General features: G+C 52.3%; 11 protein-coding genes. 2 read left to right on the top strand and 9 right to left on the bottom strand.

The window, feature by feature from the left end; genetic code table 11:
• Positions 1 to 464: arginase family protein (locus tag PPL9_RS34385; RefSeq protein WP_244273458.1), on the top strand; the 464-nt coding region annotated here is incomplete at its 5' end.
• Positions 465 to 590: 126 nt separating this feature from the next.
• Here the strand turns inward: PPL9_RS34385 and PPL9_RS24690 are convergent.
• A complete protein-coding gene (locus PPL9_RS24690; protein ID WP_057465198.1) occupies positions 591 to 3,152 on the bottom strand; it encodes an FAD-dependent oxidoreductase in 2,562 nt (853 codons plus the stop codon).
• A gap of 71 nt (positions 3,153 to 3,223) precedes the next feature.
• Positions 3,224 to 4,081, bottom strand: coding sequence for a formyltetrahydrofolate deformylase (gene purU / locus PPL9_RS24685; protein WP_057465197.1), 858 nt, complete (start codon positions 4,079 to 4,081; stop codon positions 3,224 to 3,226).
• A gap of 472 nt (positions 4,082 to 4,553) precedes the next feature.
• Between purU and PPL9_RS24675 the strand changes: the two genes are divergently transcribed.
• Positions 4,554 to 5,591 (top strand): GlxA family transcriptional regulator, encoded by a 1,038-nt coding sequence (locus PPL9_RS24675; RefSeq protein WP_057465195.1) that lies wholly within the window; start codon positions 4,554 to 4,556, stop codon positions 5,589 to 5,591.
• Positions 5,592 to 5,659: 68 nt separating this feature from the next.
• Here PPL9_RS24675 and PPL9_RS24670 read toward each other — a convergent pair whose 3' ends face one another.
• The 7 genes from PPL9_RS24670 to PPL9_RS34380 all read right to left on the bottom strand — a co-directional run.
• Positions 5,660 to 7,306 carry a BCCT family transporter gene (locus PPL9_RS24670; RefSeq protein WP_057465194.1) on the bottom strand — a complete coding sequence of 549 codons (1,647 nt, stop codon included), beginning with the start codon at positions 7,304 to 7,306 and terminating at the stop codon, positions 5,660 to 5,662.
• A 133-nt stretch (positions 7,307 to 7,439) separates the two neighbouring features.
• On the bottom strand, positions 7,440 to 8,570 hold the full coding sequence (locus tag PPL9_RS24665; protein ID WP_057465193.1) for a hybrid-cluster NAD(P)-dependent oxidoreductase: 1,131 nt from the start codon (positions 8,568 to 8,570) through the stop codon (positions 7,440 to 7,442).
• Positions 8,567 to 9,841: an aromatic ring-hydroxylating dioxygenase subunit alpha gene (locus tag PPL9_RS24660; protein WP_057465192.1), complete on the bottom strand. Its 1,275-nt coding sequence runs from the start codon at positions 9,839 to 9,841 to the stop codon at positions 8,567 to 8,569. Before PPL9_RS24660 ends, PPL9_RS24665 begins: the two co-directional genes overlap by 4 nt.
• A gap of 701 nt (positions 9,842 to 10,542) precedes the next feature.
• The gene (locus PPL9_RS24655) at positions 10,543 to 11,055 is read right to left on the bottom strand and encodes a sarcosine oxidase subunit gamma family protein (protein ID WP_057465191.1); all 513 of its coding nucleotides are present in this window, start codon (positions 11,053 to 11,055) and stop codon (positions 10,543 to 10,545) included.
• A 13-nt stretch (positions 11,056 to 11,068) separates the two neighbouring features.
• The gene (locus tag PPL9_RS24650) at positions 11,069 to 14,071 is read right to left on the bottom strand and encodes a sarcosine oxidase subunit alpha (protein WP_057465190.1); all 3,003 of its coding nucleotides are present in this window, start codon (positions 14,069 to 14,071) and stop codon (positions 11,069 to 11,071) included.
• Positions 14,052 to 14,369 carry a sarcosine oxidase subunit delta gene (locus tag PPL9_RS24645; RefSeq protein ID WP_057465189.1) on the bottom strand — a complete coding sequence of 106 codons (318 nt, stop codon included), beginning with the start codon at positions 14,367 to 14,369 and terminating at the stop codon, positions 14,052 to 14,054. The genes PPL9_RS24650 and PPL9_RS24645 overlap by 20 nt, the downstream gene beginning before the upstream one ends.
• Positions 14,370 to 14,381: 12 nt before the next feature.
• The coding region (locus tag PPL9_RS34380) for an FAD-dependent oxidoreductase (RefSeq protein ID WP_244273457.1) at positions 14,382 to 14,995 on the bottom strand (614 nt) is incomplete at its 5' end.

Raw genomic sequence — 14,995 nt, 5'->3', positions numbered from 1 at the left:
GCCGTGCGATTGAGAAAGAGTATGTCTCAGGAATGACCCAGCTGGGCATTCGCAATGTGTCCTCCACCGCTAAGGAAGGGTATGACGATGCCCGCGCAAGGGGTTCAGACATCCTATCGGTCCGTCAGGTGCGGGAGCTGGGAGCAGAAGCTGTACTGGAACGCATTCCGGCAGGCGCGCGCTACTACGTGACAGTCGATATCGACGCCTTCTGCCCGTCCATCGCATCCGGCACAGGCACCCCAAGTCACGGCGGTTTCCAGTATTACGATGTGCTTGAAATTCTGCAGGGCCTCAGCAAACGTGGTGATGTGGTTGGCATGGACCTTGTGGAAGTAGCTCCTGCTTATGACCCATCTGAGTCCACGCAAATTCTTGCAGCCCAGCTTCTTTTGAACTTCATCGGCTTCATCTTTCACAACAAGAAAGCTGAAGTAAGCGCACCAGAAACTGAAACTGCTTAAAGCCGATAGAAACGACGCCCACCGAGGCGCGAATTAACACTGTGCACGAAAAGAAAATGGCCCCGGATCTGAAACAGATCCGGGGCCATTGCATTTCTTCAAATCTTTGCGTGCAAAACGTACAATCTAGCTTCGAGGCTTCAGGTTTTCCGGGTCGTAGAGCGGTGCATATCCCACTCCGGCGACTTCAACCGGATAGATTTCATCGAAGTAAGACACCTCCAGCTGTCGCCCTTCCTCGCAGTATTCCTGCGGCAGATAGGCAAGGGCGATGTTTTTGCCGATACTCGGGCCGTAAGCAATGGATGTTGTATAAGACCGCCGTCCCAGATCATCCACCAGTGTCTCACCCGTATCCGGATGCATCACAGGCAGGTTGCCAACTGGGTAGCGCGCGACGCCGTCTTTGTCGGTGTTGTCTGTCATCACCAGTGTACACAACATGGCAGGCTGAGCCTCACGAGCGCGATACTCCGCGTGCTTATCTTTACCGCGAAAGTCAGCCGCTTTCACCTTAGGCCGGGATAGGTCGGCCTCAAATAGGTTGTACTGCGTGTGCAGGTCTGCATTTTGCAGGCGTAATGACTTTTCCAGGCGCCGCGAGTTTGCATAGGTCTCGACACCCACGGCAATCACGCCAATCTCGCGCAAAGCATCCCAGACAGCCAAACCATCCTCATAGCGCATATGCAGTTCCCACCCTTGCTCACCCACATAAGAGATGCGGAAAGCAGAGACGGTTTTGCCAGCAATGGTGATCTCGCGAATAGCTGCAAACGGGAAGTGTTCTGGTGTAAGTGCGTCAGGGTCCTCAACGACCTTCTGCAGGTTTTCACGAGCGTTTGGCCCCCAGATACCAATGGTCGTGTAATCCTCACTCACATCTGTGATGGAAACGTCCCAGCCATTATCATCGGCCACACGCTGCATGTAGACCAGATCTCGTGGCCCTGCATCCGCGCCGTTCACAAGTCGGCAACGGTCTTCCATACGAAACACGGTGAAGTCGGCCCGCACATGGCCATCATCATCCAGCATATGCGTGTAAATGCCTTTGCCAATATTCTTGTCACCGCCAATTTTGGCTGCGCACAGCCATTCCATCAGGTTAACGTGATCTGGACCCGAAATGTCAGTCATGTGAAAATGGGAGAGATTGATAATGCCGCAATCCTCGCTCATCTCCAGATGCTCAGCATTGGAAACACGCCAAAAATGGCGCTTGTCCCATTCGTTCTCACGCTCAGGCACACGGTTGCCATGCTTGTTCAGCAAGTGCTCATTGGCGGCATAGCCATGGGCACGTTCCCAACCTCCAAGCTCCATGAAGTAGCCCCCAAGCTCAACTTCCCGCTCATAAAACGGCGAGCGCCGGATGCCACGAGCATTGGCGAAAGGTTCGCGGGGATGAACAGGCGGATTGTAGATCTTCTTCGCGGTCTCCCAGCACCGGTCATGGATGTACTGCTCTTTGAGCTGGAACTCGTTGAAGCGGGAAAAATCTACTGAGTTATGGTCCACATGGGTTTTGCCATAGGTCATCCAGTCAGCAATCAACTTGCCCATGCCAGGACCGTCTTTAATCCAGATGCCGACAGCATACCAAAGCCCGCGCAGCTTCCGGCTTTCTCCCATGGAGGGACCACCATCAACTGAGGCTTGCAAAAGCCCGTTGAAGGAATGGCTTTCATTGAATCCGAGCTCAGCTAGAACCGGCGTTAGTTCCATCGCCTTTTCCAGCGGCTCAATCACATCCTCAAGCACCAGATCTCGCTGGGAGGGAGACAGACGAGCCTGCTCTTTTTCCAAAATGTCACGCGGATGCACAAGGCGAGGATTTTCCTCGTAATAGTAGCCCCATTCAATCTGACCGCCTTCAGTACTCTTCGGATCACCCGTATCACGCATATAGGCAGAGTTGCCCTGATCTCGCAGCAAAGGCATGCCGATCTCAGCACCTGTGCCTTCAAACTCATTATAAGGACCGAAGAAAGTGAGGGGATGGTCCACTGGCATGACAGGCAAATCCTCGCCAGCCATCTCCGCAATAAGGCGCCCCCAAAGGCCAGCACACACCACAACATGGTCAGCATGGATGGTCCCACGCTCTGTCTTCACCCCCGTGATACGGCCATTATCTGTGATGAGCTCCAGCGCCGATGTGTTGGCAAAGATCTTGAGCTTCCCGGTCGCTTCACCCTGATCAATAAGCTTGCCAGCAACAGTTTGAGAGCGCGGAACAACAAGACCGGCATCAGGATCCCACAAGGCGCCCTGGATCTGATCTTCTTCCAAAAGCGGGAATTTCTTTTTGGCTTCAGCAGCACTGATGATGCTCACATTGGTGCCAAAGGCTTTGCTTGAATCCACCCGGCGCTTGAGCTCTCCCATGCGCTCATCATCATCCACGCGAGCAACTTCCAACCCACCGATACGGGCGTAATGGCCCATCTTCTCGTAAAAATCCATGGAGTACATGGTGGTCCAGCAGGTCAAAAGATCGTGGCTGGTGGCATAACAGAAATCCGAGGCGTGAGCTGTCGATCCGATGTCTGTCGGAATGCCGGATTTGTCGATGCCGACAATATCGTCCCAGCCATTTTCAATGAGATGATGGATGACGGAAGCTCCAACAATGCCGCCAGCGCCAACAATCACAACTTTCGCTTTGTTAGGAAATGCGGACATGTTTTCGATCCTTTACTTCTATGAATTCTCGGTGCGTTGGCAGAGCAGTGTTGGGTGTGGGGAAGTGGTCGCTAGGAGGTAAAGACCACTGTGCTGTTGTTGTTCAGCATGACGCGGCCCTCCAGATGAAATTTGACGGCTCGTGCAAGAACGCGGGATTCAATATCCCGGCCTGCGGCCACAAAGTCCTCTGCCGTCATGCCATGTGTCACCCGTTCAGTTTCCTGCTCGATGATCGGACCTTCATCCAGATCCGGCGTCACATAATGAGCGGTCGCTCCAATCAACTTTACTCCGCGATCATGAGCCTGATGATAGGGCTTTGCCCCTTTAAAGCTTGGCAGGAATGAATGGTGGATGTTGATGATCATGCCAAAGAACTTGCTGGACATCTCATCGCTCAGCACCTGCATGTAGCGTGCAAGGATAACCAGTTCCGCATTCGTTTTTTCAATAAGATCACTCAGCTTGGCTTCCTGCTCAAGCTTGTTCGCCTTGGTGATAGGCCAGTGATAAAACGGGATACCTTCATGGTCCGCAACGCCTTGGCTGTCCGCGTGGTTGGACACAATGGCGACAACATCAGCATCAAGCCAGCCCACTTTGATCTGGTAAAGCAGATGCAGCAGCGCATGGTCAAATCTGGAGACCATGATGATGACCTTGGGACGACGTGAGAAATCTTCCACTTTCAGCCGCATTTTGAACCGGTCAACGGCAGGCGACAGGGCCAGCTCAAGCGCCGCTTTGTCGATGTGCCCAGGCACACGCACGGCAACCCGCAGGAAGAACTGGTTTGTCTTGCGATCACAAAACTGGTTCGCCTCAACAATATTTGCACCGCGAGCAGCCAGAGCTGACGTCACTGTCGAGACAATGCCCGGTTGATCCACACAGGTGAAGCGAAGGATGAAGGATGTATCACTCACTGAAACAGGTCTCTCCCAAACAAAATCCCAAATGAAACAAAGCGTTTCGCTGAACTCTTTGCGTCTTCAAACTATCAATTTGGAGAGGTTTTACGCTCAGAAATAGGAGATTTGCGTCAGATAGGGATTACCCCTACGACATTTAATTGAGCATCCATCAACACATCACATCTGATCAATTTTTATGCGAGTGCAGATGGAATGCGTAGCCAAGCTGACTCAAATTAAGTATAAATACTGCATGGGCTTACGCATGGTCGCCAATGCCCATAAATCCGGCCTCCTGACGCAGGTTAGGAGACTGGGCACCCTGACGAAACTCGAGAAAGACACAGGCCAGCATGGTCAGACCAACTGGAAAAATACGCCGCTGAAGACACGCTAAAACTGACCTGGATTGGATGGGCTCAGGCCGGACAGGCAATGTAATCATTGCAGTTTGTCGGCCTGAATATAAAGAGAAGCATCTCGTATGACACAGGCACTATCGCATCCGACCAACGCTTTGCGTAAACCAGTTTCCAAGCAGGAAAAGACCCGTCTTTCTGTTGGGTTCATTCTCGCCAAACGCTTCACCCTTTGCGCATTTGCCAACTTCGTCGATGTCTTGCGCCTCGCGGCAGATGAGGGGGACCGAAGTCGCCCGATCCTGTGCAACTGGACAGTCCTGTCAGATACCATGGACCCGATCCCATCCAGCAGCGCCGTCTCCGTTCACCCCAAAGAGCGACTAGGAGATCCGCGACGCTTCAACTACATCGTTGTGGTGGGCGGTCTCATTGATGAGAGCACGGAGTTCAGCCCGGCCTATCAAAACTTCCTGAAAGAAGCTGCCGCCGCCGGAGTTCCCCTTGTGGGCGTGTGTACCGGTGCGTTTTTGCTTCATCGATCAGGACTGCTGGACGGCTACAAAAGCTGCGTCAGTTGGTTTAGCCACTCTGATTTCAAAGAGCAATTCGATGGCCTTGATCCGGTCACCGACCAGATCTTCGTCGTTGATCGTGACCGTCTCACTTGCGCAGGTGGTGTAAGTTCCGCCCATCTTGCTGCCTATCTGGTGGACAAACATGTAGGCCGCGCACATGCCAATAAAAGCCTGCACATCATGATCATTGATGATGCCCATCAGGCCGAAAAGCCTCAACCCGGCATCCCGCTTGATCTGAAAACTCAAAACCCCATTGTACAGCGCGCCCTGCACATCATGCAGCAAAACATCGACACGCCGATCTCCATTCAGGAAATTGCGCAGCGCATGGGCAAGAGCAAGCGCCAGATAGAACGCTACTTCCGCCTGTCTTTGGAAACATCGCCACAGGTCGCATTTCTCAATATTCGGCTGGATTTGGCGCGTCACCTGATCGAGAAAAGCCAGAAATCTGTTGCACAAATTGCGGTTGATTGCGGCTTCTGCGATTCATCCCATCTCAGCCGCATGTTCCGCCGCCGTTACGGCTGTACGCCGCAGGTCTTACGACGCGTCTCTGCGTCAGAAGAGAAAGTTGCCTAAAAAAATGCCGCCGAACCTGAAAGGTTGCGGCGGCATCGAAAGTTAAGAGGCTAAGTTATCGCGATAACCTAGCGCGGCTCGCTTGCAAGTCCTCTCCAAATTGCAACACACATGATAAGCAAGACGATTGTGAAAGGCAGTCCGGTGGAGATCACCATGGACTGCAAAGACTTCAGTCCGCCTGCAGAAAGCAGCAGCACAATCGCAATCAAGCCTTCAAACAGACACCAGAACACACGCTGAGGAACCGGTGCATCCACTTTGCCGCCTGCAGCAATCGTATCAATCACCAAAGAACCGGAATCGGAAGAGGTGACAAAGAAGACGATCACAAGCACGATACCGACAAAGCTTGTAATTGTTGCCCATGGCATAGCTTCCAGCATTGTGAACAGCTGAACTGGCAGCGCAGCTTGCTGAACAGCAGTGTAGCCGTCATTGACGATCTGGTTGATCGCAGCACCACCAAAGATGGACATCCAAAGCACGCATACCAATGACGGAATGAGCAGAACGCTAATCAGGAACTCACGAACAGTACGACCACGGCTGACACGGGCGATGAACATGCCCACGAAAGGTGACCAGGAAATCCACCAAGCCCAGTAGAAGGACGTCCAACCCTGCATGAAGTTGACATCTTCACGACCAACCGGGCTGGAAAGTGCAGGAAGATACTGCAAATAAGCGCCGAGGAAGTTCAGAGCATCTGGCAGCAAGATCAGGCCCGGACCCGCAATAACAACAAAGAGCACCAGCAGAGCAGCCAGTCCCATGTTGATTTCGGAAAGCAGCTTCACACCCGCTTCAAGACCGCGCACAACGGAGACGAGCGCAATCGCAGTGATTGCAGCAATCAGTATGACCTGCCATGTACTGTCAATTGGCATGCCAAACAGCTTGTTGAGGCCGGAGTTCGCCTGAACAGCACCAAGACCAAGAGAGGTTGCTAGACCAAACAGGGTTGCGAAAACGGCAAGAATATCGATGATATGTCCTGGCCAGCCCCAAACACGTTCGCCGAAAATCGGATAAAAAGCAGAGCGGATTGTCAGCGGCAAGCCTCTGTTGTAGCTGAAGAACGCAAGGCTCAATCCAACAACAGCATAAATCGCCCATGGGTGTAGACCCCAGTGGAAGATAGAGGCAGCCATGCCCAGACGGATCGCTTCTTCCTGTGTGGCAGCTGCACCAAGCGGCGCCCAATCGGTTCGCACGCCATCAGCACCAACAGTTGTGCCACCCAGTGAGGAGGCGAAGTGGCTGATCGGTTCAGAAACACCGTAGAACATCAATCCGATGCCCATACCAGCTGCAAACAGCATGGAGAACCAGCTCAGATAGCTGAAGTCCGGCGTAGCTTCCTTGCCACCAAGGCGCACTTTGCCGTAAGGGCTCACCACGATTACAAGGCAGAGGATAACAAAAATGTCAGCAGCGCCAATAAAGAACCAGTCAAAGCTCTTCGTGACAGTAGAAAAGAGCGTGCTGAAAACGGAGTTTGCTTGCTCTGGCAAAAGTAAAGTGTAGGCAACAAATGCAACAACAGCTAAAGCTGAAATAGCGAATACTGGATTGTGAATGTCAAACCCAATGGGTCCAAATTTTCCTTCTATGTTATCTTGGCCAAGACTGTAATCCGAGTCTGCCATGTCGTCCGATGGACTATCCATAATATCCGCCGGAGGCCGGTCGGAATTGCGTAAATCAGTCATGAAGCTTCTCCTGTGTTGGACCGTTTATCTTGTGGTCAGGAGAGATCCTTGGGCTGGACCCTTCTTATCGTTCTTATTGATTTAGATACACTTTTTTATTGTCACTTATCAATGGATGGGGGAGTACCAAACACTAAAGGTCCACTTCAATGTCTGACAAAGGTGTTGTGCAGCAAATCAGGATTTTACCCTGATCAATTTCTCGTTTTCGAATGCCTCCGCCATGTTGCATGTCGGTTTCACCCGAAACCAGTTGAGATTTGCATGTACCACAAATACCGCGTTGGCAGGATGCCATCGGTAAAATGCCAGCTTCACGCGCAGCAGAAAGGATTGTCATGCCCGGCCCACACTCAACAACATGTCCGGTCTTGGTGAAGGTGACCCGATAGGTTTGGTCACTGATTTCCGGCGCAGAAACCTGATCCTCAAAGGTACCAGCTGTCTCAGCCCCAAAGTCAAAGCTTTCTTCATGGTAGTTAGCCATGTCAAAGCCTGCTTCCTGCAGCATGTTTTGCACGCCTTCCATGAAACGGGCAGGGCCGCAACATAGGATCTTCCTGTCTTTAAAGTCTGGCGACATAAGAGACAGCATCTGAAGGCTCAAACGCCCTTCAAACCCGCTCCAGCTGTTATATCCAGATGTGGTGCTGCACGTAAAAGAAAGCTTGAAAGCGGGATTTTGTGCAGCCAGCAACTCCAGTTCATGTCTAAAGATGATATCCGCAGGTGTGCGTGCAGCATGAATAAAATGTAGATCTGTCGGCTCTGCAAGATCGCAGGCCGTGCGGGTCATTGACATCATGGGTGTGATGCCACTGCCTGCTGAAATGAATAACAGCTTCTCTTCCTGCGTGGCATCCGTGGTGAACTCACCAGCAGGGCCAGAGACATTCACTTCCTTGCCCGGCAGCATGTTGTCCAAAAGCCAGTTGGAGCCCGGACCACCCGGCACCCGTTTGACCGTGATCTCAACACGATAGGGCCGCGCAGCAGAAGCGGAAATTGTATAACTGCGCATGATCATGCCTTCGACCGGAAGCTCGAAGGTCATGTGCTGGCCGGGATAGAACCTGAAAACCCGAGGCTCGCGCGCAGAAAACAGGAACGTCTTCACATCATGCGTTTCCTGCCGCACCTGTCGGCAGACCAGAACATCATCCACCTCCGGATCCCACATGGGGATCCGGGTCGCTTCGGTGAAGTGTTCTTCATCGTAGTCCGTGACGGTCTTCAGATCATCAAAAGTTACGTTCTGAGTCATGCGTCCGCCATTTCAACATCACCGGCAGGCATGTGCGCTTTGTGGCGTTCAATATACCAATCACAAAGTGCTTCCACATGAGGCTCTGTGTATTCCGAGTATGGGCCTTGCTCATAAGCAGGGTCCTCACTACCAAGCTGTGCCAACCGCACCAAATCCGCATCCTGCTGGTTGGTCATCATCCAGACCTGCTTCAGGTTGTCGAGGTTGTAATCTTCTCCCTCAATCGCATCCTTGTGCACCAGCCACGTGGTCCGCACCAGCGTACGGTCCGGCGACAACGGGAAAGCAGCAAAGGTCACGATGTGATCACTCATGAAATGGTGCCAGGAGTTGGGATTATGCCAGAAGCTTAAGCCACCAAGCTTGGCGTCCTTGAAGTTTCCAAGCAGCTTCTTGCTGGCGATCTTGGTGTCCAGAGTATGGGACTCGCCTTCGCCCATCAAAGGCAGGCGAATGCAACGGAAGCTGGTGGCGTTGGCCAGCTTGTCCACCTCGGCAGAAGGTAGGCCAGCGGCCTCCCAGCGCTTATGCTCGCTCTCAAGCAAAGAAAGATACTTGTTGACGTCAGCCGTGCGCCGCTCATCCATTTCATCGGGCGAAAAGCCAAAACCGAACTCGGAGAGTGGGACGGTGAGCTGCGGATGAGTGCCTTCGCAGTGATAACACTCGCGGTTGTTCTCAAGCGTCAGCTTCCAGTTGCCTTCTTCAATCAGATCAGCCGTGTAGGCCACCTTACAGTTGGTAATATCATGAGGTGCAATATAGGTCTCCATGATCTGCGCCATCTCTTCAATGTCTTCCGGAGGGTTCTCCGCAAGGCAAATGAAGATGAGACCTGCAATTGAGCGCACATGAACGGTCTTCAGGCCATGACAGGTCTTGTCGAAGTCCTTGCCCATATGCTCGGCCAGAATGAGTTCGCCATCCTCGTTATATGTCCACCCATGATAGCGGCAAACAATATTGCCGATTGTGGCCTCAGGCTCATCAATGAGCTTCGCACCACGATGCCGGCAGATGTTGTGAAAGCCGCGGATGTACATGTCATCACCGCGCAAGAGCAGGACGGATGTCTTGCCGATTTCAACGGTAACGCAATCGCCCGGTTCCGGAAGCTGAGGTTCGACAGCTACGAAAATCCAGTGTTTGCGAAAGAAGACCTCCATGTCCAGATCAAGAATGTCGGGAGCACTATAGAAGGGGGCGTTGAGGCTTTTGCCCTTTTCGCGGTGAGCTATAAGATCTTGAATGTAAGACGGAACGCTCATGTTCAGATACCTCGGCTTAAAATGATGCCTGGGAAGTTGACCGGTGCAGGTTGCTGAGATGATCAGGTGTCTGGCCTGATCGTGAAGAACAAGTCGATAGAACGTCAATCACTTCTGTATGAAGAGATTTGGAATTAGCGTGCTTGTAAAGAGGCTTAGCGTAGTTTGTTAAAGAGAATTCAAAGAACACCAAAGAGGCATGACTTGAATTCAACCACACATGATCAAAACCGGTGGAATGAACTGAAGCTGGCTCAGCACAGACGAGCCAGGAGTTCGTCGATTGTCGGCAAGGCCTGTGTTTCGCACAAGCATTGGAAAATGCTGACTGATACACTTTAAGCCTCCCTCTTACAGTGTGACAGTTCTCTAAAATTTCATGGGCAGTTTCTTTGCGTCAGGCCCGTGAAACTCGAGAGTAATCAGGAAATCTAGTTCGAATTAATCTCATGGAGGCAGGAAGTTTGAGGCACATTGACAGTAAAAATGCGACGCCTCTACGTTGCTCCCGCTGCAAATTCAAGACAGCCTCAACCACACGGTGAATTGATAGGTTGAATGACAGAGATTCTGGGCAGAAATGCTGCAGAAAATGCTTAGGCATCTGACGAAAACGTCAGGCCGATCCACACGAGGCGTGAGCAAAAGCTCAAATAGAATTGAAGAGAAGCAGGATAAATGCGCTCAAGAAAAATGCGGCCCTAAAGGCCGCATTCAAACTCCGCAACAGCTACCGTTAGCAGCCCCATCACATGGGGCACAAACGATCGCCAAACATCCAGCCGAAACTGGTTCTGCTCTTCTCGTGTCAGGATCACCTGCACACTGTCAAAAATAGTCCGCACCCCACGACCATTCTTCAGCTCCGCAAGGTTTCGTGGACAGGACGTAGAGAGCAGCTCCTCAGCTTCAGGACCTGAAATTCGGATACTGACTTCCCGACTGGAAATGTCTGTCAGACTATGAACAGCGTCCGGATAGATCGCTGCCAACGATTTTTCAATTTCTGAACGCGCCTCCATTGGGCAGATCAGCATCCACTCATCCGGTCCCAATTTGAGGGCAGTCATGTCGCCTGACTGAGCGCTCTCGCTGATGGATGAGGGCAGCTCAAAACCGAGTGCTTTTGACATAGCAACGGTGTTTTCACGCTTACAACGCAAACTAAAACGGCCCATCGCTGGCAGTGTTTCGACTGTACTATTGAAAGCCATGTGTGCCACTCCCTTACATCTTAATCCGGTCGCCATCAGGATCGTAAAACACGGTCCCGCTGACAGTTGCACGATGGGTCTGACCTGGCATTGGAATATCTATTGAGGTGCCATTCCGCTCAAAACCACCTTCAATCAAAGCCATAGCAATGGAACGCCCCAGTGCTTCACTCCAGTACGAAGACGTCACATGCCCCAACATCTTAGCAGGGATAGCAGTGTCACCGCTCTCAACAATCTGCGCGCCTTCCTCCAGTACAACACTTGGATCTTCCGTCAAAAGACCAACCAGTTGCTTTCGGTTTGGCAACAGCATATCAGGCCGCGTCAAAGAACGCTTGCCGACAAAGTCTGGCTTCTTCTTGCCAATGGCCCAGGTCAGGCCCGCGTCCGCTGGCGTAACAGTGCCATCGGTGTCCTGCCCAACAATGATAAAGCCTTTTTCTGCCCGCAAAACATGCATGGTTTCAGTGCCATAGACACACATGTCGTACTTCTTGCCTTCCTGATAAAGCATCTCCCAAAGCGCGCGCCCATGTTCCGATGGAACGTTCACTTCAAAACCCAGTTCACCAGTAAAGCTGACGCGGAAGAGACGCGCTTCAAAACCACCCACAGTGCACTCACGAAGCGCCATATGCGGGAAGGCTTCAGCAGAAAGATCTGTACCTTTTACAAATGGTTCCAGCACCTTACGAGCATTCGGCCCATTCAGCGCAATGGTCGACCATTGCTCGGTCGTAGATGTGAGCCACACATCCAGATCAGGCCATTCGGTCTGTAAAAAGTGCTCCATCATGGTCAAAACACGCGCTGCACCACCAGTTGTCGTCGTCACATGGAAGCGGTCTTCACTGATCCGCCCGATAACACCATCATCCCGAATGAAACCATCTTCACCCAGAAGTAGACCATAGCGACACCGACCAGATGCCAGCTTTGTCCATGGATTGGTATACATCCGGTTCATGAACTCGGCAGCATCCGGCCCGACAACTTCAATCTTGCCGAGAGTAGAGGCATCAAACATGCCGACAGAAGCGCGCGTTTCTCTGCATTCCCGCGCCACCGCCGCGTGCATATCTTCACCAGCCTTGGGGTAATACCACGCACGGCGCCACAAGGAGACAGGCTCAAATACAGCACCGTTCTCTTCTGCCCAACTGTCAATGTTGGTCTTGCGCGTTACTTCAAACAGCTCGTCCTTGTGATAGCCGGCAAACGTTCCAAATGTCGTGGGTGTATAAGGCGGACGGAATGTAGTCAGGCCAACCTTGGGAGTAGGGCGCCCAAGCTCATTAGCAGCGATCTTCAGGCCATTCATGTTTGACATCTTGCCCTGATCGGTCGCCATGCCATTGGTCGTAAAGCGCTTTACGTGCTCGATGGAGAGCATACCTTCGCGCACAGCAAGGCGAATATCCTTGGCTGTCACATCGTTCTGAAAGTCCACAAAAGCCCGGCGTGCCAGCTTGTCATCGTTGCTCGGCAGCTCTTCCATAACAATACCAGAGCCTGCCCGATCCCCATCAACATCAACGGAAAGACCCGGCGCATTCTGCCCCAATGAAGTCAAAGCTTGCTGAGCTGCATGCACACCATCATCAAAAGCGGCCTGCTGGCTCCATAACCCACGCCCACCACCAGCGATATGGCACCGTTCGGTCCGCTCACCAGGCAAAAAGACTTCGTTCTCTTCATCCCAATGCAAACTGCCTTTGGTGTGAGAGAACAAGTGAAGGGATGGGGTCCACCCACCACTCATCAAAACTGCATCGCAAGGGATGAAAATGATGTCTGTAACGTGTTGTTCGCCAGAAATCTTGCCGACTTTCACCCCGGAAACGCGCTTCGTCCCGCTTACTGACGTTACACTGTGGCCTATCTTCGCCGAGATACCGCGTTTTTGGGCCTCCGATTGCAAGTAGTCATTCACAGTGGTGCGCACATCAACAATCGCTGGGATTTTCACACCCGCATCAGCAAGGTCAAAAGCGGCGTACCAGGCTGAATCGTGGGAAGTAACCACAACAGCAGCATTACCAACCTTCACGCCATAGCGATTGAGATAGGTTTGCGCCGCACCTGCCATCATCACACCTGGACGATCATTGCCATCAAACACCAACGGGCGTTCAAGTGCACCTTGAGCAAGAATGACCTCTTGCGCCCGAATACGCCATATCCGTTCTCGTGGAGCATTTGCAGGTGGGTTTTCCATGTGATCCGTGAGCTTTTCAGCAACGCCCACCATGTTCTCATGGTAATAGCCAATAGCAGTCGCACGGGTCATGATACGAACGTTGTCGCAGGCTTCAAGCTCAGCAATAATTTCGGCAAGCCAGCTCTCGGTGCTCTTTCCATCAATGGCGGATGGAGCCTCCGAAAGCAGAGAGCCTCCAAGCTCCCGGTTCTCATCGACGAAAACCACATCAGTTCCATTGCGAGCCGCCGTTAACGCAGCTGCAAGCCCAGCAGGCCCAGCACCAACAATCAGCAGTTCTGTATGCAGATAGCGCGAGGCATAAGTGTCAGCATCCGGTTCGGTTGGGGAGACGCCCAATCCGGCAGAAGCCCGGATAACAGGCTCATAAACCTTGTCCCAAAAGCTCTTTGGCCACATGAAGGTCTTGTAGTAAAACCCGGCTGCAAACAGCTTGTGGAGCTTGTCGTTCACAGCACCCACATCAAAGTTCAGGCTCGGCCATTTATTCTGGCTAACAGTGGTCAACCCTTCGTAAAGCTCCTGAACAGTAGCGCGGGTGTTCGGTTCAAAGCGACCTGAACCAGAGCGGGATGTTCCAATCAACGCGTTAGGTTCTTCTGATCCGGTTGTCACAGGACCACGCGGACGGTGATACTTAAATGAGCGCCCCATAAGATGAACGCCGTTGGCAAGCAGGGCAGAGGCAACCGTATCGCCTTCATATCCTTGGTAGGAAACGCCATCAAAAGTGAAGCGAACACGCTTGTCGCGATTGATGCGGCCTTTGCCGTCAACTCTCCAGTTGTTCATTGTTCTCTTCACCTTCTGCGTGGCTAGTCGGGCAGGCCTGTCCAATCTCATAGGTGGCGATGAATTTGTCGCTCACAGTGTTCCGCAGAGCGTTGAAATAACGCCCACAACCATGTGAGTGTCGCCATTGCTCGGCATGATCTCCGCGTACATTGGAGCGAATAAACAGATAGTCGCGCCATTCAGCATCTGTTTGCTCAGCTGGGTTTTCTGGGCGTGCGATATGCGCTTGCCCGGCATATTCAAATTCCAGCTCAGGCAACTTTTCCTTGCAATAAGGACAGTGGATTAAGAGCATCAGGCTGCCTCCTTAGTGCGCCACCGCAGCAGCAGCTGCTTCATCAATCAAACGACCTGTTTCAAAACGCGAGAGCGTGAACGGCGCATTGATAGGGTGAGGTTCATCGTTTGCAATTGTGTGCGCAAAAACATGCGCAGAGCCCGGCGTTGCCTTGAAGCCGCCCGTACCCCAACCACAATTGAGGTAGAGGCCTTGCACAGGGGTCTTTCCAAGGATTGGAGAACGGTCAGGCGTCACATCAACCACACCGCCCCATTTGCGCAGCATGCGCATACGGCGGAAAATCGGGAACACTTCGCAAATGGCAGCAAGCGTATGCTCTATCAACGGCAAGCCACCGCGTTGAGAGTAAGAAACGTACTGATCTGTTCCAGAACCAATCACCAGCTCGCCCTTGTCAGACTGGCTGATATAGGCGTGTACACTGTTGGACATCACCACTTGAGGAAAGATCGGCTTAACAGGTTCAGACACAAGCGCCTGAAGAGGATAGCTTTCAAGAGGAAGTTGCACACCGGCAGTATCCATCACCACAGAGGTTCCGCCAGCTGCAGAAACCGCTATCTTTTTAGCCTTTACAAAACCACGTGCGGTTTGAAGGCCTGTAATGGACCCGTCTGCTC

The organism is Pseudovibrio sp. POLY-S9, from assembly GCF_001431305.1.
Taxonomy (GTDB): Bacteria; Pseudomonadota; Alphaproteobacteria; order Rhizobiales; family Stappiaceae; genus Pseudovibrio.
This window is presented reverse-complemented; position numbering and strand designations above follow the sequence as displayed.

Excerpts from the sequence above, each read along its gene's own strand:
- PPL9_RS24690 (WP_057465198.1), bottom strand. The coding sequence starts at position 3,152 with ATGTCCGCATTTCCTAACAAAGCGAAAGTTGTGATTGTTGGCGCTGGC.
- PPL9_RS24675 (WP_057465195.1), top strand. The coding sequence starts at position 4,554 with ATGACACAGGCACTATCGCATCCGACCAACGCTTTGCGTAAACCAGTT.
- PPL9_RS24670 (WP_057465194.1), bottom strand. The coding sequence starts at position 7,306 with ATGACTGATTTACGCAATTCCGACCGGCCTCCGGCGGATATTATGGAT.
- PPL9_RS24665 (WP_057465193.1), bottom strand. The coding sequence starts at position 8,570 with ATGACTCAGAACGTAACTTTTGATGATCTGAAGACCGTCACGGACTAC.
- PPL9_RS24660 (WP_057465192.1), bottom strand. The coding sequence starts at position 9,841 with ATGAGCGTTCCGTCTTACATTCAAGATCTTATAGCTCACCGCGAAAAG.
- PPL9_RS24655 (WP_057465191.1), bottom strand. The coding sequence starts at position 11,055 with ATGGCTTTCAATAGTACAGTCGAAACACTGCCAGCGATGGGCCGTTTT.
- PPL9_RS24650 (WP_057465190.1), bottom strand. The coding sequence starts at position 14,071 with ATGAACAACTGGAGAGTTGACGGCAAAGGCCGCATCAATCGCGACAAG.
- PPL9_RS24645 (WP_057465189.1), bottom strand. The coding sequence starts at position 14,369 with ATGCTCTTAATCCACTGTCCTTATTGCAAGGAAAAGTTGCCTGAGCTG.